Source organism: Psychrobacter sp. T6-4, assembly GCF_052258425.1.
Lineage (GTDB): Bacteria > Pseudomonadota > Gammaproteobacteria > Pseudomonadales > Moraxellaceae > Psychrobacter.
This window is the reverse complement of the sequence record NZ_JBQQEZ010000001.1, coordinates 28,633-47,758: the sequence shown is the minus strand read 5'-3', so window position 1 is coordinate 47,758 and position 19,126 is coordinate 28,633. Positions and strand designations below refer to the sequence as shown.

The following is a 19,126-nucleotide window of genomic DNA, read 5'->3' as shown; positions in this document are numbered from 1 at the left end:
GATATGAACAATTTACAGAAGTCTTTAATTGCTTTAGTCGCAGGTTCACTACTAAGTGTCAGCGCGCAAGCTGCTTTGTTCTCTGGCGTAGCAGGTTATACTGGACAACCTTATGCTGGTGTTAAAGTTGGTCAGTATAGCCCTGATGATGTTGATGATGACGCTTTTTCTTATGGGGTGTATGGCGGTTATAAGTTCACGCCAGAATTCGGTGTTGAAGCTGAGTATCTGACTACTAACGATGCTGATGCTTTTGATGATGAGTTTGAAAAGGCAGAGTATAGTGGTGATGTTTACGGCTTATACGCTACTTATGATTATGTATTTCCTAACACTGCGTTATACGCTAAAGGCCGCTTAGGTATTGCAAAAAACGAGATTGATGTCGATTATACTGATAATTTTGACACGCGTGAAAACGATAGTTTTAGCGAATCCGATACAGGAGTAGCTGGTGGCTTAGGTTTAGGGTATAACCTTACTCCTATGGCGAGCATTGAAGCTATGTATAATTTCTATCCTTCTGTTGAAGACTTAGATGTAGATGGTATCACTGTAGGTGCTCACTTTAAATTTTAGGATATAGTACAATTATCTAATGAAAACGATCACTTCGGTGGTCGTTTTTTTGTGCCTATAACTTTTATTAATAACTTTTAGGTTATCAAATCCGATAAGCTATAAATAACAGTATATTATTGATTTATAAGAGAATAGTAAGCGCTTAACTGTGCTACATTAAAGAATAGGAATGCATAGGAGCATACAGCGATGATTGAGACCCTTTGGATGATTGAGCCTTGGCATTGGTTGGTACTTGGCTTTGTGTTGATGATTGCTGAGATATTTATTCCTACTTTTGCAAGCCTTTGGTTTGGCGCAGCAGCATTGATTGTCGCCGCCCTAGCATGGCTCTTGCCTGTGCCTTTAGTCTTTCAAGTGATTATCTGGCTTGTACTATCGGTGCTATTTATGTTTGCTTGGATCAAATATATCAAACCGCTATCTATTAATCGCAGTAAAGCAGGACTAGATAGTAGTACGCTCATTGGTGAGACGGGTATGATCGTACTCAAACCGCAAAAGAATACTGCCGGAATCATCCGCTTTAATGTCCCTATTTTTGGCGCTGATGAGTGGCCTTGTCGTATTCGTAGTGAGAGCGTAGAGGTCGGCGATCGGGTTATAGTCACAGGATTAAGTGGTAACGATCTAATGGTTGCACCAACCAAACGTATCGCCGCGCCAAGTATTGCTACTCATCCTAATATCAATCCTGTTGAGAGCCGAGTCATACCCGAAAAAGCAAAAGCTAGTCGGCTTGATCTCAACAAACCTAATCTTGATAGCGTGCGCTTGAAGAACAAGTTTATCGATAAGTGAGGTATGGTTCAGAATCTTTATTGTAAGCTACCTTGATATCGCCAGAACTTTGACATTACCAGACGTAGAGCTAAAGGTGGTGTGAATTTTTTCTACAAATATAACGCTAGTCAAGCACCGTAATGATTTAGACAAAATTTTTTAACATTGCTGCGCTCTTGATAGCAATGGCTCAAGGAGAGCACTATGAACAGCATTATAAATAACATGAGTGGCGTCAGTATTGTGATGATACTTCTCATAGCCTTAGTAGCTTTTACCGTATTTAAAGGGGTACGCATCGTACCGCAGGGTTATAAATGGGTGGTTCAGCGCTTAGGTAAATACAATCAGACGCTAGAGCCTGGTCTGACGCTGATTATTCCGTTCATTGATAGAGTGGCGTACAAAGTGACGACCAAAGACATCGTACTCGATATTCCATCACAAGAAGTCATCACCCGCGATAATGTTGTCATTATTGCCAACGCGGTCGCTTATATCAATATTGTCCGTCCAGACAAAGCGGTCTACGGTATCGAAGATTATGAGTATGGTATCCGCAATTTAGTACAGACCTCACTTCGTTCTATCATTGGTGAGATGGATTTGGACAATGCTCTGTCTAGTCGTGACGAGATCAAAGCTTTGCTCAAGCATGCTATCTCAGAAGATATCGCTGATTGGGGTATTACTCTAAAGACCGTTGAGATTCAAGACATTAACCCCTCACAAACCATGCAAGCCTCTATGGAAGAGCAGGCCGCAGCAGAGCGTCTACGCCGCGCAACAGTGACCCGTGCTGATGGTCAAAAGCAAGCGGCTATCTTAGAAGCTGATGGTCGCCTTGAAGCCTCACGCCGCGATGCTGAAGCGCAAGTGGTACTGGCCAAAGGCTCAGAAGAATCTATTCGCCTTATTACCGCGGCGATGGGTGATGAAGAGATGCCGATTGTCTACTTACTTGGCGAGCAGTACATTAAGTCGATTCGTAAACTGGCAGAGTCTGATAATTCAAAAATGGTCGTGTTACCTGCTGATATTTTGAGCACCGTTAAAGGTATGGTCGGTGATAAGTTTAAAGTGTAGTCCATAATTTAAAAAAAGACCTCGCTTGAGGTCTTTTTTTTGGCTGCTCTTGTGACTATGAACGGTTAAATCACTTTAGAAAAACGGTCTTTATGTTTGACGCTTAGATACTCATCAAACACCATCGCTACGTTGCGACCAAGCAGGCGACCTCTGGGCAAAACGCGAATACCCGCTGCATCCATATCTATCAGCTTATCTTTTTGCATAGCATCCAACTGGCTGATCTCATCAATAAAATAAGTCACTGCATCAATACCAAATTTTTGATTGACGTCTTTAAAGTCGATATAGTCGTGACAAAGCAGATTCATAATCACGTACTCACGCAGACGGTCTTTGAGTGAGGTTTTGATGCTTTTAACAGCAGGAATCAGGTTAGGGTTATGACGTGCCTTATCAATACTCTCCTTATAAGCTTGCAAGTCGGTATCGTTTTGCAAAATATAGCGCGTATTACTATTGGCGATTTGGCTGATGGCTGAGACTCCAAAGCCGAGCAAATCGCAATCGCCCATGATGGTATAACCCTGAAAATTACGGTGTAATTTACCGGCGCGCTGTGCTATCGCCAACTCATCATCCGCTTTGGCAAAATGATCGATACCGATATATTGATAGCCTGCTGCAGTGAGCATATTGACCGTATTGCCAAGCATAGTGAGCTTGTCGCTAGGGCTAGGTAGATCCTCATCCTTGATCTGCCGCTGCGCTTTAAAACGCTCAGGCAAATGCGCGTAGTTAAACACAGACAGACGATCAGGTGACATCTCTATGATGCGTGCAACGGTCTTGGCAAGTGTATCAGGGGTCTGATGCGGGAGACCATAAATCAAATCAATGTTGATAGAGCCAAAACCAAGCTTGCGCGCCTCAGCCAAGATATGAGCAATCAATTCTGCTGAATGGACGCGGTTGACAGCGATTTGCACCGCGTCATCCAAATCCTGCACCCCTAAGCTAATGCGATTAAAACCAAGACTACGCAACGTTTTGAGGGTATTATCTCCAAGCTCGCGCGGATCAATCTCGATAGAGTAATCCCCTTTATCCTCATCCAAAAACTCAAACTGCGTCTGCAAAAACTTCCACAGTTGCACCAGCTCCTCATCGCGCAAAAACGTCGGCGTACCACCGCCTAGATGCAGCTGTTTAACGATAGGCTTATCACTACCCTCTGGCGCAGTTAGCAAACGGCGTTTTTGTTTTACCTCATCGATCAAATACGCTAAATAATCGCCCGAGTCACTGTTCTTTTTAGTAATAATTTTATTGCAAGCGCAGTAATAGCATAGATGACGACAAAAAGGGATATGAAAGTACAGAGATAATGGCGCGCGTGCTTCACGCTTTTGGAGTATTTTTGTCTCTAGATTTTCAGCGATGGGGGAGAATTCTAGTGCCGTTGGATATGACGTGTAGCGGGGCCCTGAACGATTGTATTTTTGGATAATGGCGTCGTCAAAGGCAGGGAGCTGCTTACTGGTGATACTGCCGCGCGTGCTAGCATAAGGGTTGTCAGGCTGGGCGGTAGGGCGCACGGTAGTAGGCGGCGCGTCATGTGCGTAATGATCAAATTCTGCCATGTCCGTATCCTTTTTTATATTGTAAACGTTTAGTAATGTCATTTTATTATATCAAATCCCTAATAAAAGTAGGGGTAATTTATGGTCTAAGGGTTTATTGGCTCAAAAAAATCATCAATGACACGACATTTGCGCGTCAGTAGATAATACTTTATTATCAATCAATCTGCATAAGGAAGTGCTCATGTCGTTCGCGCAAGTCTATACCCGCTCCGTAGTCGGTCTACATGCTCCGCAAGTTATCATCGAAGTCCATCTCTCTCAAGGCTTGCCTGCACTGACTATCGTCGGACTCCCAGCCGCAGCAGTCAGAGAGAGTAAAGATCGGGTGCGCTCAGCTATTATAAATTCAGGATTTCAGTTCCCCAACAGGCGTTTAACCATAAATCTTGCGCCAGCTGATTTGCCCAAAGACGGCGCGCGTTTGGATCTGCCCATTGCCATTGGTATTTTGGCCGCCAGTGGTCAGCTTGAGCCTGAGGTGCTCACTGGGTTTGAGTTTATCGGAGAGCTGGCTCTAAATGGCGAGCTACGACAAGTAACTGGGAGCCTTGCTGTTGCCCGAGCCATTAAGGCTGAACAGTCCGCGTCAAAAGAGACAGTAACAAAAGAGACAATAACGAAAGAGACATTAGCAACGCGTCAGCTTATGGTACCAAGCGCTAACGGCGCTGAGGCCAGCCGAGTGGACGGTATAGAGGTACTTGGCGCGATAAGTCTAAAGGCGGTTTGTGATCATCTGCAAGCGCTAACGGGTGCCACCATGACGGACAAACAGCTGACACCAGTTGTGCCAACGCCAGCCCCCAAACATACAGGGTATAAAGTTGATTTAGCTGATGTAAAGGGTCAGCATCATGCGCGCCGAGCGCTTGAGATCGCAGCTGCTGGCGGGCACTCATTACTATTCACAGGACCACCAGGTTCGGGTAAGACCTTGATGGCGTCGCGCCTACCAACGATACTGCCAGATCTTAGCGCTGAGGATGCGTTAGAGGTCGCTAGTACCTATTCGGTCGCAGATAGCGAGTATGACTATGGTACGCGCCCCTTTCGTCAAGTGCATCACACCATATCAGCAGTCGCCTTGGTTGGTGGCGGCTCACGTCCCAAACCTGGCGAGATTACCCTTGCCAATAAAGGCGTGTTGTTCCTTGATGAATTGCCTGAGTTTGAGCGCAGTGTATTAGAAGTACTACGCCAACCATTAGAAGCCAAGCAAATTACCATTAGCCGCGCCAACTCACAGATGACTTTTCCTGCCAACTTTCAGCTAGTGGCCGCGATGAATCCGTGTCCTTGCGGTTATGATGGCGACGCCTCTAATCGTTGCCGCTGTCGTCCTGAACAGATCAAGCGCTATCAAGATAAGCTCTCAGGGCCACTACTAGATCGTATTGACTTGCATATTACCGTACCTGCGCTACCAATAGCCGATCTGCAAAACGCGCAAGCGGGGGAGAGCTCAGAGCAAGTACAAACTCGAGTAGCCGCAGCGCATCAGCGTCAACTAACGCGACAAAACAAGGTCAATAACGAGCTAAGTCCTAGCGAGCTTGATGAGCACGTTCAGTTAGGCGAGAGCGAGCAAAAGATACTACAGATGGCGCAGCAGCGTCTCAATCTATCAGCGCGTGGTTATCACCGTGTATTGCGAGTTGCCCGTACCATCGCCGATCTTGCCGATAGCATCGACATCACCAGCGCTCATGTGTCCGAAGCGCTCAGTTACCGTAGTAAGTGATTGACTATTTTTGACCTTGATGAATTAAATCAAAACAGCCCGATGATATTGCCAGCATCATCTAAGTCAATACGCTCAGCTGAGGGCTGTTTTGGTAATCCTGGCATTTTCATAATAGGGCCACAAATCACCACGATAAACCCTGCACCACTTGAGATGCTGATATCGCGCACATGGATAGTAAAGCCGGTTGGTCGTCCTAATAGTTTAGCGTCATCGCTTAGAGAATACTGCGTCTTAGCAATACAAACAGGTATCTTATCGAGATTAAGTGCCTCTAGTCGCGCGATTTTGGACTGCGCAAGGCTGCTGATATCGATGTCATCTGCGCCGTAGATACGCTGAGCAATCGCGCGTATTTTATAAGCAATAGGTTTGTCACTATCATAAGCTAACTGAAAGGTGCTGGGTTTATCGTCATGCAGCATATCGAGCAGAGTATTCGCTAGTGTCTCGCCGCCTGCGCCACCTTTTTCCCATACTTGCGTGAGCGCCACTTTAACGCCTTTTGCCTGACAGGCTCGCCGTACTAGTTCAATCTCAGCATCCGTATCACTGACAAAATGGTTGATGGCGACAACGACAGGTAGACCATAGACGTTTTGCATATTATCGATATGCTTCATAAGATTAGGCAGCCCTTCCTCAAGGACAGGCAGGTTCTCAGCTGTCAGCTCGTTTTTGGTAACACCGCCATTATATTTAAGCGCGCGGATAGTCGCGACAATAACCGCTGCATCTGGGATGAGCCCTGACAAGCGGCATTTGATATCGCAGAACTTTTGCGCGCCAAGATCAGCACCAAAGCCTGCTTCGGTAAGGGTGTAATCTGCTAAATGCATAGCGACGCGAGTGGCAATCACTGAACTGCAGCCGTGGGCGATATTGGCAAAGGGACCACCGTGGACGAAAGCAGGTGTGCCCTCGATCGTTTGGACGAGGTTGGGTTTGATGGCCTCTTTTAATAAAACTGCCATAGCGCCGTGAGCGTTTAGATCACGAGCGTAGACTGGCTGTTTGTCTTTATTAAAGGCAACCAAAATATTACCCAAGCGCTGCTTTAAATCGTTTAAATCGGTTGCCAGACATAATATCGCCATGACCTCAGAGGCAACAGTGATATCAAAGCCATCTTCACGCATGATGCCATCAGTCGTCTTGCCGATACCGCTGATAATATTGCGCAGCTGACGATCATTCATATCGACCGCACGCCGCCAAAAGATTTGTTTGGGATCGATACCCAGTGCATTACCTTGATAAATATGGTTATCAATCAGCGCGGCTAGCAAATTATTGGCCGCACCAATTGCATGAAAGTCACCTGTAAAATGCAGGTTGATATCTTCCATCGGCAACACCTGCGCGTATCCACCGCCAGCGGCGCCGCCTTTGATACCAAATACTGGGCCTAAGGAGGGTTCACGAATAGCGACAACCGTTTTTTTACCTGAGCGCTGCTGCTGATGGATGCGATTGAGCGCGTCAGCCAGACCAATAGTGACCGTGGTCTTGCCTTCACCAGCAGGGGTGGGGTTAATGGCGGTGACTAAGATCAACTTGCTACGCTTGGTCGCAGGTACTGCAAATACGTCGGCGGGGTCTATTTTGGCCTTGTAATGTCCGTAGGGCTCGATATGGTCTGCATCTATGCCTAGCTTTTGCGCAATAGTATTGATAGGTTGCAAGATTGCTTGCTGGGCAATAGCAATATCATTAGGGACGCTCATACAGGCAATTCTCTTTTATTTATAATAGGCGGTGAGTCGCTGTTTAAAGGTTACTGATTCAAAACGTAATCAAGCAAATCTGCAAAGTTGTCAAAGGCGGCGCTAGGTCGACTATCTCGAATATCTTGACCGTAATTATAGCCGTAAGATAGCGCTAGGGTATCCATACCAGCGCTTTTACCAGCGAGCATATCATTGACAGAGTCGCCAATCATAACCGCTTGCATGGGCGTAAATCCAAGAGTCTGGTAGGTATGAAGCAGCGGGGTTGGGTCAGGCTTTTTAACTGGTAAGCTATCGCCGCCAAGCACGCTTGAGAACAGCGGCGTCCAACCAAAGCTCTCAAGTATTTTGGGTACAAAGCGTATGGGTTTGTTAGTCACGAGCGCTAACGTGTAGCCCGCTTGTTTTAATTGATGTAGACCCTTATCGACATCAGGATAAGCGACGGTTTTACTGGTTTCTATGTTGTTATAAGCCTCCAAAAATATCTGCTCTGCATGATCTGCCTCGGATGGTGTCAATGCGCCATCAGGTACTTGTGTCTGTCCAACCAGAGCACGCTCAACCAGCAGGCGCGAGCCATTACCGACCCACTCTTTTATCGTATCGAGCGAGTAGGTAGGTTTGCCAAGCGTTGTCAGCATCGTATTGATTGCGTCAGCCAGATCAGGAACGCTGTCGATCAACGTACCATCAAAATCAAATATCAACAGTTTTTTATCTTGCATAGATGTACTCATTATTATGTTTGTATTAAAAATACTAGGCTAAACCGATAGTTTTAAGGGTTAAAGTTAGCACTCAAACTAAGCCATTATTCTACTTCTTTGTAGCGCTCGCGATGCTCCTTTTTCATCCGTAGATAGTCTTCATTTGCGCGGCACTCATCCCATTTGGCTTTAAATATTTGCGCTGATTCTGCCTTAACGGGGTCTTCGATTTGCCGTGGTAATTCCTCGCGACCATGCGCACCGCTTTGACCTTTTTTATCATCAGGTACAGGGCCTTTGTACTTTTTACCGCCCTTATGATTGGCGTAGCGACGCGCGCGGGTGTAGCCCATCTGAATAAATTTGCGTGCCATATCGGCACCAACGAAGTCATCGTCTGCTAAATAGTCCAAAAACATCTGATAGATTTTTTCACTACTCTCACGAGCAATATCAGGCGTCGCAAAGCGCCAATGCGGCAGAATCTCAGACTTATATGGCTCAACGAGTAACACGCCTTGCTCACCGCGCCCCACTCGGTATAGTTCAGGCTGCGCGCGCAGATCTAGATTCTTATAATCCAAATCGTAATCAAATTCTCTCATTACCTTCACCCGCTTCTGTTAGTGCTACCCAGTATACTGAGCAAAACATGATGAAAAGTAGCATAAAAGTGTTATGAATGAGTATGTGCTTGCCTGATCTTTAGTCATAAAAAAACCCTCAAACTATATAGCTTGAGGGTTTTGGCTGCTTAATTAACAGCTAAATTAGGTCAACGAAATGGTGGCTCGAGGCAGGATCGAACTGCCGACACACGGATTTTCAATCCGTTGCTCTACCTACTGAGCTATCGAGCCGTCTTCGTTGAGGTCGCTATTAAACTAAATATAGGCGCTAGTGTCAAGTCATTTTTAGCTTTTCTACTATAATATAAATAAATACAGAAGTAATATAGGCAAACATAGATATCAGATCACTCTTTGACACGTAGCAGCTCATAATCGCTCATAATGTGATGGATATCGCTATCGACAGGGACGAACTGGCGCACACCTTTTTTGACCTCAGCGTCATAAACCAATTTGATGAATTTAGCGTCTATCGCGCGCCCCTTGTTTTGTTCGTGCACCGTCAAGTATTGCAAGCGTTTGGCGTCGGTCTGCCCATCATCAAAACAGCCAACCGCAGCGATAGGCTTGTCATTGAACATACCGACATACAGGTACTGACCACGCTTAAAACCTTGCTCAATAAGACTTAAGACCTCAGCGCCACTTGGCTGGGTATCATCGTTATCGTAGAGAGCTTGCAAGCGCTCAGCAAGCTCATTGTCGCGCGCAGGTTTTTTAATGAGCGGCGCATCTAGATCGTTAATAGCAATAGCTTCTAATGGCATGGTCGAATCCTACAAAGAGTACTTTTATAATGATTAAAATAAGTAAATTGATAATACTAAACACACTATTTTAGCATAATGATGTGAGCTTTACGCACGCGCCATAGCCGTTATGGTGCCGTTTTGCTATGATAGCGATACCTAATATACTTCTCGTCAAACCTATCAGAATTTTTTATCTTTATATACAGAGAACCGTCATGTCTACTGATGCCAACCAAAATCAACAGCAAAACTCAGCTCTAAATCAATATGGTCGCCCAGCGCGCACCGCCACCGTCGAACGTAACACTGCTGAGACGCAAATCACTTGTACCGTCAATCTTGATGGCACGGGTCAAGGGGTGGTCGATACCGGCGTGCCGTTTTTGGATCACATGATTAATCAGATCAAGCGTCATGGTCTCTTTGATTTAGACATCAAATGCGTCGGCGATACCTTTATCGACGACCATCATAGTGTGGAAGATACAGGCATTACCTTGGGTCAAGCCTTTAATAAAGCGCTCGGTGATAAAAAAGGCATCCGTCGTTATGGGCACTTTTATGCGCCGCTTGATGAAGCGTTAACGCGCGCCGTCGTCGATCTCTCAGGTCGTCCTGGCTTACATATGGACATCCCTTTTACTCGCTCGCACGTCGGTACTTTTGATGTCGATCTATTTAGCGAATTCTTTTACGGCTTCGTCAATCACTCATGGATGACGGTGCATTTGGATAATCTTAAAGGTAAAAACAGCCATCACCAAATCGAGTCGACCTTTAAAGCCTTTGCTCGCGCGCTGCGTATGGCCTGTGAGTATGATGAGCGCGCGCTTAATACGCTACCATCGACCAAAGAGGCGTTTTAATGACCAAAATAGCACTCTTAGATTACGGTATGGGTAACTTGCATTCGGTCAGCAAGGCACTCACCAATGTCGGCAGCGATGTGTCCATCACCAACGACCCCAAAGTCGTCGCAGCTGCTGATAAAATCGTCTTCCCCGGTGTTGGTGCGATGCGCGACTGTATGATCGGTATGCGTGATGCTGGCATTGATGATGTCGTACGTGACGCTATCTTTAATAAGCCCGTCATGTCGATTTGCGTCGGTATGCAAGCGCTGTTTGCAGAATCTAGTGAAAACGGTGGCACCGCTTGTTTGGGTATCCTAGACGGCAACGTAGAAGCCTTTGACCCAACGTGGATAGACGAGCAGGGCGCGACGATTAAAGTGCCGCACATGGGCTGGAATACGATTACTGATATGGATGAGAGCCATCCTTTGTGGAAGGGCATAGAGAACAATCAGCACTTTTATTTTGTGCACAGTTATTACTGCGCTCCTAACGATGAGTCCCAAATTGCCGCCATTTGCGATTACGGACAGCCGTTTTGTGCCAGTATTATCAAAGACAATCTATTTGCCACTCAGTTTCATCCTGAGAAAAGCCATACCGCAGGCTTGCAACTACTCAAGAATTTTGTCGAGTGGGACGTGTAGTTAGGTAAAAGTTAAATTTGGCAGTAAGGTGAGTTATCATAGGCGTAACTCACCTTTTTTATTATCTATAACTAACATTTGAGATAAATAAGTGGACTTTACTACTTTTAAACTAAGCGTCATTGAAGTGACAGGTCTTGCCAAAGATGCCTTACATATCTACGTTGGCGTCGGCGTCTACCTGCTCTGCCTGTTTATCCTACGTCCTATTATCAAAAAGCAAGCCATCCGCTCAACTTTTGCTTTGCTAGTCGCCATCGGCATTGCCTTACTAGGTGAGTACTTTGACAATAAACACATCATAGCGCCAAAAGGTCTAATGGCTTTAGAAGGCTCAGATATAAAGGCCAGTATTCATGACCTTATCAATACTTGCTTGCTACCCTTCGTGCTTTATACTTTGACTCTATGGACGACTATATTCCACCCTTCAAACCCGCAAGTTAAAATGTTGAGACAAAGATCTTAACTTACCGCCCTAAAAATAAGCTAAAGTAAGGGTGTTCTTTCAAAAACCTGAAAGAGGCGCTATTACTATGTTTATCTCCAGCAAGTTTAAACCTTACGCTGCTAGACTCCTTTCTACATTGACCGCTTTGCTGCTTAGCTTTGGCAGCCATCATTCGGCAATGGCTGTTCAGAATGTCATTGAATCGACAAACCCCTCTATTGAAAAACCATTAGCCCGCGTAACACCTGCACCTGTCAAATTACTTGATACTAATGAGTTAAATCGAATAACGCATTTGTCAGTAGGCAAAAAAGATCAATTTTTTCCAGCTGGCAAAGTACTCAATGACTATCTTAAAATTGAATTAATAGATAAAGCCTTTTTTGAGAAAAAACGTGTGCTCGCTGTCGATTATTTATCACATAAAAACGCCATCAAAAAACGTAATGGCATAATAACTATTCAATTGGTTAAGGATTCTTTGAAACTAGTAGATATCGATAGTGACGATGATGGCGAAACTTATCGCTATATCGGCCAAATAGATGCCTTAGATCAGCATCTGGTTGAAGTACTGCGTTGGGAGAGTCAGAACTATCAAATGTTTGATCAAGTTGAAGGGTTCTTAACTCAAGAGTTTTCAGCTTATCCTTATCTGTCGCCAAATAAACGCTATATCATCTCAGCTTACGCCAACCCATATGAGGGTCATACCGATCTCGGACTCTATAAAGTTAAAGGCAGAGAGATCATCCCTGTTATGAGCGCAGGCTTTAAAAATTGGATGCCTATCACTGATCCTGCTGACATATTTTGGGCGAGAGATGGCTATCTGTATTTAGCGGTGACTCATAGCGCTAGTGCCATGCAGATCGGCGGTCGCGTCAATGCACAGATGCAGTATATTAGGATAAAAGTTGATTTATAGAGTGGTTAGTTGTTACATAGATAATTCTTGCAACTTAACAACCGACCCCTTACAAAGCTTACGAAACATAAAAACTCTCTTCTACTTAACGCCCCCTTAGTTTGTTATTTTACCCTTAGACAATAGCCAAATCGATATGCCTATCAAGTTTATTAATTTGGCTATCCATAACTATCAATAATAAAAACCTATTAAAAAGGAACCACTATGAATATCCAAAACCTAGTAGACAAAGCCAAAGATACTTTAGATAAGGCCAAAGACACCTTGGTTTTAGAGCCGCAAGAGACTGAGTCAGGCGCTTATATCCCTTCTAAGTCCTCGCTAAAGATAGCCGCACCGAACAAAACCAACTACGATCATACCGAGTATGATAATCGCTATACGGGCAATAAGAAAATTATGATGATCTGTACCGAGCAGCAGTATATGACCATGGAGAACGGCAATAAGTTTGACACAGGTAATCATCCCGTTGAGATGATGGTACCTTTATTGCACTTTAAAAAGGCAGGCTTTGAAGTAGACGTGTTTACCCCAACGGGGAAGCCTGTCAAAGTTGAGCAGTGGGCTATGCCAGAGGATGACAAAGACGTTAAAGAGATTTACGCTGAGTACGAGTCCAAGCTGAATAAGCCAAAAAGTATCGCTGACTTCGTCAAAAATGATATGGCAGATAGCGATGAATATGTGGCAATCTTTATCCCCGGTGGTCATGGGGCGATGCTAGGCTTACCCGAAGATTATGATCTTGGTGAGTTACTGCGCTGGGGTCATAAAAATGATCTATTCACCTTAGCGATTTGTCATGGGCCTGCGGCTTTATTGGCAGCTAATTTAGAAAGTCCTGATAGCTTCAAGCAAGACGATAGCGATAACGCTAAGCGCGACTTTATCTTTAAAGGTTATAAAATGGTGGCATTCCCTACGGCCATGGACAAGCAAATGCCTAAGATCGGTTATCTACCTGGACCAATGCCGTGGTATTTTGCGGAGAAGTTAGAAGATTTAGGCGTTACTATCGATAATAAACTGGCATCTGGACAGACGCATCAAGATAGAAAGTTGATCTCAGGTGACGGGCCTCTAGCGGCGAATGACTTTGGTAAAATGAGTGCTAAAGCTTTGCTAAAAGAGTTTAGTTAAAAAGGTTTTGATAAACTTGTCGCCTAAAAAAACGGACTAATCATTAGTCCGTTTTTTGTTTTTAAGAGTAAAGGGTTTTACTTAGCCTTATCATATAACCCACGCACCACCTCACCAATCACCGCAATGCCATCAATCAAAGTCTGCTCATCGGCGGCAATACTCATACGAATACACTCATGCGCGTGCTTATAGTCGCTAATATCAACACCAGGGAAGAAGTACTCACTCGGCACGATAAGCGTACCTTTTTCTTTCAAAGTCTCATACAGCTCAGAGGTACTAATCGGCAAATCCTTAAACCATAACCATAAAAATATCGCGCCCTCAGGCTTATGAATCGATAGCGGATAGTCGCCCAGCTCCTTTTTAAGTAACGCAACTGCGGTTTTCGCTTGCTGCTGATAAAAGGGTTTAATCTCGTTATCAGATAAGTCTTTAATAGTGTCATTTTCAACTAGCGGCGTGGCAATAGATGCGCCAAAGCGCGTCGGCGAAAGATTCACTACCGCATTCATCGCGCTGACCGCTTCGATAACTTCAGGAGCAGCGACAATAATACCCGTACGCACCCCCGGCAGACCAATCTTCGATAAGCTAAAACACAGTATCGTATTCACATCCCAGCTTAATTGTACATCTGAGTAAATAATATTAGGGAAGGGCATACCATAAGCGTTATCGATAATCAGCGGTACATCGTAACGTTTGGCAATCTCCGCCAAATGCGCCATCTCTTCATCGGTTAAAACATTACCTGTCGGATTGGTCGGACGCGAACAACAAATCGCACCAATACGACCTTCCTTGAGCGCGGGCAAGTTCTCTAACGCTTCAAAATCGACTCGATACTTAAAAAATCCGTCCTCGCCATCATGCGTCACTTCATCGATATGTGGCAACACTGCGGCAAAATGCTGACCTTCGACATGCACATCGCTATAGCCAATATATTCAGGCGTTAGCGGCAATAGAATAGACTTATCGACAGATTGATTATCATCAACCTTAAAAGCACCGCCAAATAGGTTAAACAAGTAGAAAAACGCATTTTGCGAACCATTGGTTAAAGCGATGTTTTCTGCGCTCAAATTCCAGTCATAATGACGATTAAAAAAGCTGACCAAAGCCTCAATAAAAGCGGCATCACCCTGCGGATTAGAATAATTCGCCATGCTGATAATTGAGGTGCTATTCGCTTCGCCTGTATCGTTATCATTGCCAAGCTCTCGGTAAGTCTGTAAAAACAGCTCATTCACCGCCTCAATCTTGGCAGGATTACCGCCGCCTAGCATGTTGACTGGCTTATCGCTTTTGAGCGCATCGCCCAAGTCATCCATCAATTGCGAGATGCCCGTAGGCTGAATAAACTTTTGACCAAACTTAGAGAATTTCATAGGATTACCGTGCGCTTGTCAGTATCTGACTGTTTGATTAGGTGAGTGTGCGGGTTCGCGTGGCGCTAGTATAGCAAATGCCAGCTTTGATGTGCGCCTTGTCAAGCGCTGATCGCCGTTTATCTTTCGTATATTTAACCCACGAATAAACCAAAAAACACCCTCTATATCAATAGCGAGCGTTATGGTTTGCGGTTTTAGAGATTGGGGTTTTGGAGCTAATCCTGCTTTACGCTTGTAGTTGGCAGTCTGTGGCGCACAGCACCTAGGCACAGCAGCATTGCTGTTGCCTCGACACTACTCCTGTGTAAGGTGCTGTAAGCGTCCCAGCCCACCAAGCTACCGCTGCAATCAGGGCTAAACCGCCTTGCTACAGCAGGGTTACCGGTTCATTACGATAATCGAAACTTTAAATTGAGTTTGAATTTGAGCGGTAGGGTGCGCCCAGCGCACCGATAAATTATAAAATCTATAAACCTAGATAGATGTTATCAAGGGGTAATCATCAACACGGGTTTAAAGTTAAGAATAGCGTTCTTAACGGTGTACTGGGCATAATTTACGAATAGTTATGAGTTAAAAAAATTTATCATAATCTGGATTTGGAGCGTATTCACCATCTATAATTATAGGCATCCAACCAAAATAAGCTTTGAAGAACTTAAGACTTCTTACCTCATACTGATTTTCTGCACACTTTTCTATAGAAATCATAGCGTGATTGTAATAAGTATATTCGCCGCCAGCTCCGCTAGGGAACAGTAAATTCAGTCTTTCGACATCCCAATCTACCATTTCACCTTCTAATACATAAGGATCAAAATCTAAAGTCAAAATGAATTTATTGTTAATCTTACAAAAACAAGGTATATCCTCCCTCTTGATAAGCTCATTTAATCTCAGGTCTTCTGGTACGTTCATTAGCAGTTTCATACTCAACCTTTTTTTTGTAGTTTTAACTTTATATGTATATATTACAGTAGAGTGCGTTCCAAGTAGCGACGAATTAGGCAAGTAATAGATATGAACACACTCTGTCAGGCGATAATCGTTTATGCGATGTTGAGGCTGAGGACAGCGTTCTTAACCTTGATCTCCTATGCAAGGTGCTGTAAGTGCCACAGCCCATCAAGCTACCGCTGCAATCAGGGCTAAACTGCGTTACGAGGCGGCTATTGATTGCTAGTTGTAGAATAAGATTTATAGGCACTAAAAATGCTTGCTATATATAATTATTGGTTTCTATACTTTGCAAAATAGTATCTTTTCTAACTAACATATGTTAGGCTTCAATAGCCTACTATAATTAGATAGTAGGGGTGTATGTAGAATACTAGTTCTTATTGAGCAGCGTTCATGGCATTGATTTAAATAAATGCCATGAACTATCGTGAACATCAGAGCTAGTACTTCAAATATGATTGTGAAAGTCAGACTAATGTCTCCAAGTAACATGAGTATTATACCACCTATGGTTTGTAGCACAGGGTCTATTAATAAATGTTGATGTTTATACATGTTATAGATCTGATGGCGTCCGACAATAACTTAATATGTTATTAAATAAGGCGTTAGTTCTAATATTCCGAGGAAGATACTGGATCACCCAAGTCCCATGCTTCCTCGGTTATGCTAACCATTAATTTAGACTATATTGTGCAAATATTATGAAAAACAAGAAAAAGTCTAATCATCCTTGGTTCAAAGAAAAGCGTTATCTACATTTTGATTTTCCTATAGGTGAAAAAAGAGCAGAACAGTATGTTCTTCACTTTAGAGAAAAACCTGACCATAGCTTTTATCCTTTTATTACCTATACTCTTAAGCTAAGAAGAGTTACTAGAGTACCCATTTTAGAAAGGTCAGATAATAAAAGATCTCTAAAATTTAAGCCTAAAAAAAGACCCCTAGCTTATTGTGCTCATAGAGATAGGGCAATATATAGTTATTACGCTTACTTACTAAATGATGACTATGAAATATATCTAAAGCGTTGCGTATTTTCCAACTCAGTATTTGCTTTTCGAAAGCTTGGAAAAAGCAATATTCACTTCGCTAAAGAAGTATTTGATGAAGTCAAAAAGTATGAAAGCTGTTTAGTAATAGCTATGGATATTAAGAGCTTCTTTGATCATTTAGACCATAATTTAATAAAAAAACAGTGGAAAACTATACTTGGTGTGGATGAGCTACCGAAAGACCATTATAAAGTTTTCAAGGCTATTACTAAGTATTCAGAAGTTGAGCGGAGTTCTATATATGACGCTTTAAATATCTCTCGCTATCATACACCCAAAAATCTATACCGTTTTTGTGATAGTAAAACTTATCGCAAAAAGATTCGTCCCCTCATTAATAATAACAAGGACTCCAAAAATTGTACGAAGGGTATACCTCAAGGCTCTCCTATAAGTGCTTTAATATCTAATATATATATGATAGATTTTGATAAGAAGGCTTATGAGTTAGCTAATAGTGTAAATGGTAATTATTATAGATACTGTGATGATATTTTATTTATCCTTCCTAACATCGATTTCAGTAAAGAAAATTTTTATAAAAATAAAATCAGTCATTATATCGAAGATATAAACTTGGTTTTGAACAAAGATAAAACTGAAGTTTTTCATTTTCAGAATGGTTATATAACCAATCAGAACAAACCCTTACAGTATTTAGGTTTTTGTTTTGATGGGAAAAATATCTTGTTGAGAGCAGCTGGAATTCAAAAATGCTATAGTAGGATAAGAGGTAGTACTAAATTAGCCTCGCGTACTAGGAATAAAAGACTAAAATCAAAATCACCTTTAGCGAGGAATACACTTCATAGAAAAAAACTTTATGAACAGTATACTCATGTTGGTAAAAGAAATTATATCAGTTATGCTTTGAACTCATCTTTAATAATGCAATCAGAAAAAATAAAAAAGCAAATCAAACCAATATATGGTTTTTTGAATAAACAAATATATTACTGGGATACTGAGTTTCAGAATCAATTTTTTAAAAACCATTTTACTGCTAGAACTTACCTATTGAATAATAATACAGGAAAAATAGTTGATATTATGCTTCAACCATATACTGAAGCATATAGTCACCTGACCATAAAAGTGTTATAAAATAAATCGACTAAACGATTATCAGTATAAATGACCATGACTTACTCCCTAGACTATCGCAAACAAGTTCTGAAAAGCTTAGATGAGGGCATGACCTTTGCTGAAGCTGCTGTTTTCTATGATATCAGTCCAACGACCATCCAGAAGTGGAAAAAGCGTCTCCACAGTAAAACCACTCGAGACATCAAGCCCTACAAAATAGAGGATGAAGCCTTAGCTCAAGATGTTAAGGATTACCCTGACGATTACCATTATGAGCGAGCCCAGCGTTTCAGATGTAGCCCAACAGGTATTAGTAAAGCCTTAAAGCGTATTGGTATTAGCAAAAAAAAAGACACTTGAGCATCCCAAAGCCTGTCCTGTGAGAAGAGCGACTTATCTGGCCAAGCTTAACCACTACATCGCTCAGGGCGTTGCTATTGTCTACATGGATGAGAGTGGCTTTGAAAGTGAGACGATACGCCGTTATGGTTACGCACCTATTGGTAGCCCTTGCATTGACCGTTATAACTGGCAAGCCAAAGATAGAACCAATGTCATTGGTGCGCTCTATGGCAAAATGCTGTTTGCACTCGATTGCTTAAAGACCACCATCAATAAAGAGGTTTTCTATCACTGGTGCAAGTTCACGCTGATACCAAAGCTTAAGAAAAAATGTGTGATTGTCATGGATAACGCTGCCTTTCATAAAAATAAGCGTATTCAAAAACTATTGAATAGACATGGCCATCGTATTCTATGGCTACCACCCTACAGCCCTGATCTGAACCCTATCGAGAAGAAGTGGGCTCAAGTGAAGTTTCTACGCCAAGGCTGGATGGAAAATGACTTATCTAAATTGTTTTATGATATTCATCCAAAACATAACTCTTTTGTAGTGCAGTGACTATATATTTCATCATTAAATCCGAATAAATATAATGTTTTAGTAAGAAAAATATAGATTAACTGAGCTACATATTTTATTCCATAT

General features: G+C 42.9%; 19 protein-coding genes and 1 tRNA gene. 12 read left to right on the top strand and 8 right to left on the bottom strand.

The genetic code is table 11. The features are described 5' to 3' along the window. Positions 1-3: 3 nt before the first annotated feature. The 3 genes from ACTXGE_RS00210 (at position 4) to ACTXGE_RS00200 (ending at position 2,451) form a co-directional block, all read left to right on the top strand. Positions 4-579, top strand: a complete 576-nt coding sequence (locus ACTXGE_RS00210) for a porin family protein (RefSeq protein ID WP_435949913.1) — start codon at positions 4-6, stop codon at positions 577-579. 192 nt (positions 580-771) lie between these two features. Then, the gene (locus ACTXGE_RS00205) at positions 772-1,383 is read left to right on the top strand and encodes an NfeD family protein (protein WP_435949912.1); all 612 of its coding nucleotides are present in this window, start codon (positions 772-774) and stop codon (positions 1,381-1,383) included. Positions 1,384-1,590: 207 nt separating this feature from the next. After that, positions 1,591-2,451, top strand: coding sequence for an SPFH domain-containing protein (locus ACTXGE_RS00200; RefSeq protein ID WP_435951080.1), 861 nt, complete (start codon positions 1,591-1,593; stop codon positions 2,449-2,451). A gap of 65 nt (positions 2,452-2,516) precedes the next feature. On the opposite strand, the gene hemN is transcribed toward ACTXGE_RS00200, so the two are convergent. Beyond that, positions 2,517-4,037 carry an oxygen-independent coproporphyrinogen III oxidase gene (gene hemN, locus ACTXGE_RS00195; protein ID WP_443541299.1) on the bottom strand — a complete coding sequence of 507 codons (1,521 nt, stop codon included), beginning with the start codon at positions 4,035-4,037 and terminating at the stop codon, positions 2,517-2,519. 184 nt (positions 4,038-4,221) lie between these two features. Here hemN and ACTXGE_RS00190 point away from each other — a divergent pair, with 184 nt between their 5' ends. Beyond that, complete coding sequence (locus tag ACTXGE_RS00190; RefSeq protein ID WP_443541300.1) at positions 4,222-5,781, top strand: YifB family Mg chelatase-like AAA ATPase; 1,560 nt, start codon at positions 4,222-4,224, stop codon at positions 5,779-5,781. A gap of 29 nt (positions 5,782-5,810) precedes the next feature. Here the strand turns inward: ACTXGE_RS00190 and ACTXGE_RS00185 are convergent, their stop codons facing one another. The 5 genes from ACTXGE_RS00185 to ACTXGE_RS00165 form a co-directional block, all read right to left on the bottom strand. Further along, positions 5,811-7,511, bottom strand: coding sequence for a formate--tetrahydrofolate ligase (locus ACTXGE_RS00185; RefSeq protein WP_443541301.1), 1,701 nt, complete (start codon positions 7,509-7,511; stop codon positions 5,811-5,813). A 50-nt stretch (positions 7,512-7,561) separates the two neighbouring features. Then, positions 7,562-8,242 carry a phosphoglycolate phosphatase gene (locus tag ACTXGE_RS00180; RefSeq protein WP_443541302.1) on the bottom strand — a complete coding sequence of 227 codons (681 nt, stop codon included), beginning with the start codon at positions 8,240-8,242 and terminating at the stop codon, positions 7,562-7,564. 86 nt (positions 8,243-8,328) lie between these two features. Then, the gene (locus ACTXGE_RS00175; RefSeq protein WP_435949907.1) at positions 8,329-8,829 is read right to left on the bottom strand and encodes a DUF4385 domain-containing protein; all 501 of its coding nucleotides are present in this window, start codon (positions 8,827-8,829) and stop codon (positions 8,329-8,331) included. A 179-nt stretch (positions 8,830-9,008) separates the two neighbouring features. Further along, positions 9,009-9,084: transfer RNA gene (locus ACTXGE_RS00170), tRNA-Phe, on the bottom strand. A gap of 116 nt (positions 9,085-9,200) precedes the next feature. After that, complete coding sequence (locus ACTXGE_RS00165; RefSeq protein WP_443541303.1) at positions 9,201-9,623, bottom strand: hypothetical protein; 423 nt, start codon at positions 9,621-9,623, stop codon at positions 9,201-9,203. A 200-nt stretch (positions 9,624-9,823) separates the two neighbouring features. On the opposite strand from ACTXGE_RS00165, the gene hisB reads away from it, so the two are divergent. The 5 genes from hisB (at position 9,824) to ACTXGE_RS00140 (ending at position 13,634) form a co-directional block, all read left to right on the top strand. Continuing rightward, positions 9,824-10,474, top strand: coding sequence for an imidazoleglycerol-phosphate dehydratase HisB (hisB, locus tag ACTXGE_RS00160; RefSeq protein WP_443541304.1), 651 nt, complete (start codon positions 9,824-9,826; stop codon positions 10,472-10,474). Continuing rightward, on the top strand, positions 10,474-11,109 hold the full coding sequence (hisH, locus tag ACTXGE_RS00155; RefSeq protein WP_443541305.1) for an imidazole glycerol phosphate synthase subunit HisH: 636 nt from the start codon (positions 10,474-10,476) through the stop codon (positions 11,107-11,109). Before hisB ends, hisH begins: the two co-directional genes overlap by 1 nt. 91 nt (positions 11,110-11,200) lie before the next feature. Then, complete coding sequence (locus tag ACTXGE_RS00150; RefSeq protein ID WP_435949903.1) at positions 11,201-11,578, top strand: hypothetical protein; 378 nt, start codon at positions 11,201-11,203, stop codon at positions 11,576-11,578. 67 nt (positions 11,579-11,645) lie between these two features. After that, a complete protein-coding gene (locus tag ACTXGE_RS00145; RefSeq protein ID WP_443541306.1) occupies positions 11,646-12,488 on the top strand; it encodes a hypothetical protein in 843 nt (280 codons plus the stop codon). Positions 12,489-12,695: 207 nt separating this feature from the next. Continuing rightward, positions 12,696-13,634 carry a DJ-1/PfpI family protein gene (locus ACTXGE_RS00140; protein WP_443541307.1) on the top strand — a complete coding sequence of 313 codons (939 nt, stop codon included), beginning with the start codon at positions 12,696-12,698 and terminating at the stop codon, positions 13,632-13,634. A gap of 77 nt (positions 13,635-13,711) precedes the next feature. Here the strand turns inward: ACTXGE_RS00140 and ACTXGE_RS00135 are convergent, their stop codons facing one another. After that, positions 13,712-15,031, bottom strand: coding sequence for a valine--pyruvate transaminase (locus ACTXGE_RS00135; protein WP_443541308.1), 1,320 nt, complete (start codon positions 15,029-15,031; stop codon positions 13,712-13,714). Between the two features lie 576 nt (positions 15,032-15,607). Continuing rightward, positions 15,608-15,964, bottom strand: coding sequence for a hypothetical protein (locus ACTXGE_RS00130; RefSeq protein WP_443541309.1), 357 nt, complete (start codon positions 15,962-15,964; stop codon positions 15,608-15,610). 734 nt (positions 15,965-16,698) lie between these two features. Between ACTXGE_RS00130 and drt2 the strand changes: the two genes are divergently transcribed. From drt2 to ACTXGE_RS00115, 3 genes are read left to right on the top strand one after another with little or no spacing between them, the layout of a single operon-like run. Continuing rightward, positions 16,699-18,153, top strand: coding sequence for an antiviral reverse transcriptase Drt2 (gene drt2 / locus ACTXGE_RS00125; RefSeq protein ID WP_443541310.1), 1,455 nt, complete (start codon positions 16,699-16,701; stop codon positions 18,151-18,153). A 36-nt stretch (positions 18,154-18,189) separates the two neighbouring features. Beyond that, on the top strand, positions 18,190-18,495 hold the full coding sequence (locus ACTXGE_RS00120) for an IS630 transposase-related protein (RefSeq protein ID WP_201619236.1): 306 nt from the start codon (positions 18,190-18,192) through the stop codon (positions 18,493-18,495). A gap of 19 nt (positions 18,496-18,514) precedes the next feature. Then, positions 18,515-19,039, top strand: coding sequence for an IS630 family transposase (locus ACTXGE_RS00115; RefSeq protein WP_443541311.1), 525 nt, complete (start codon positions 18,515-18,517; stop codon positions 19,037-19,039). Positions 19,040-19,126 lie beyond the last annotated feature (87 nt).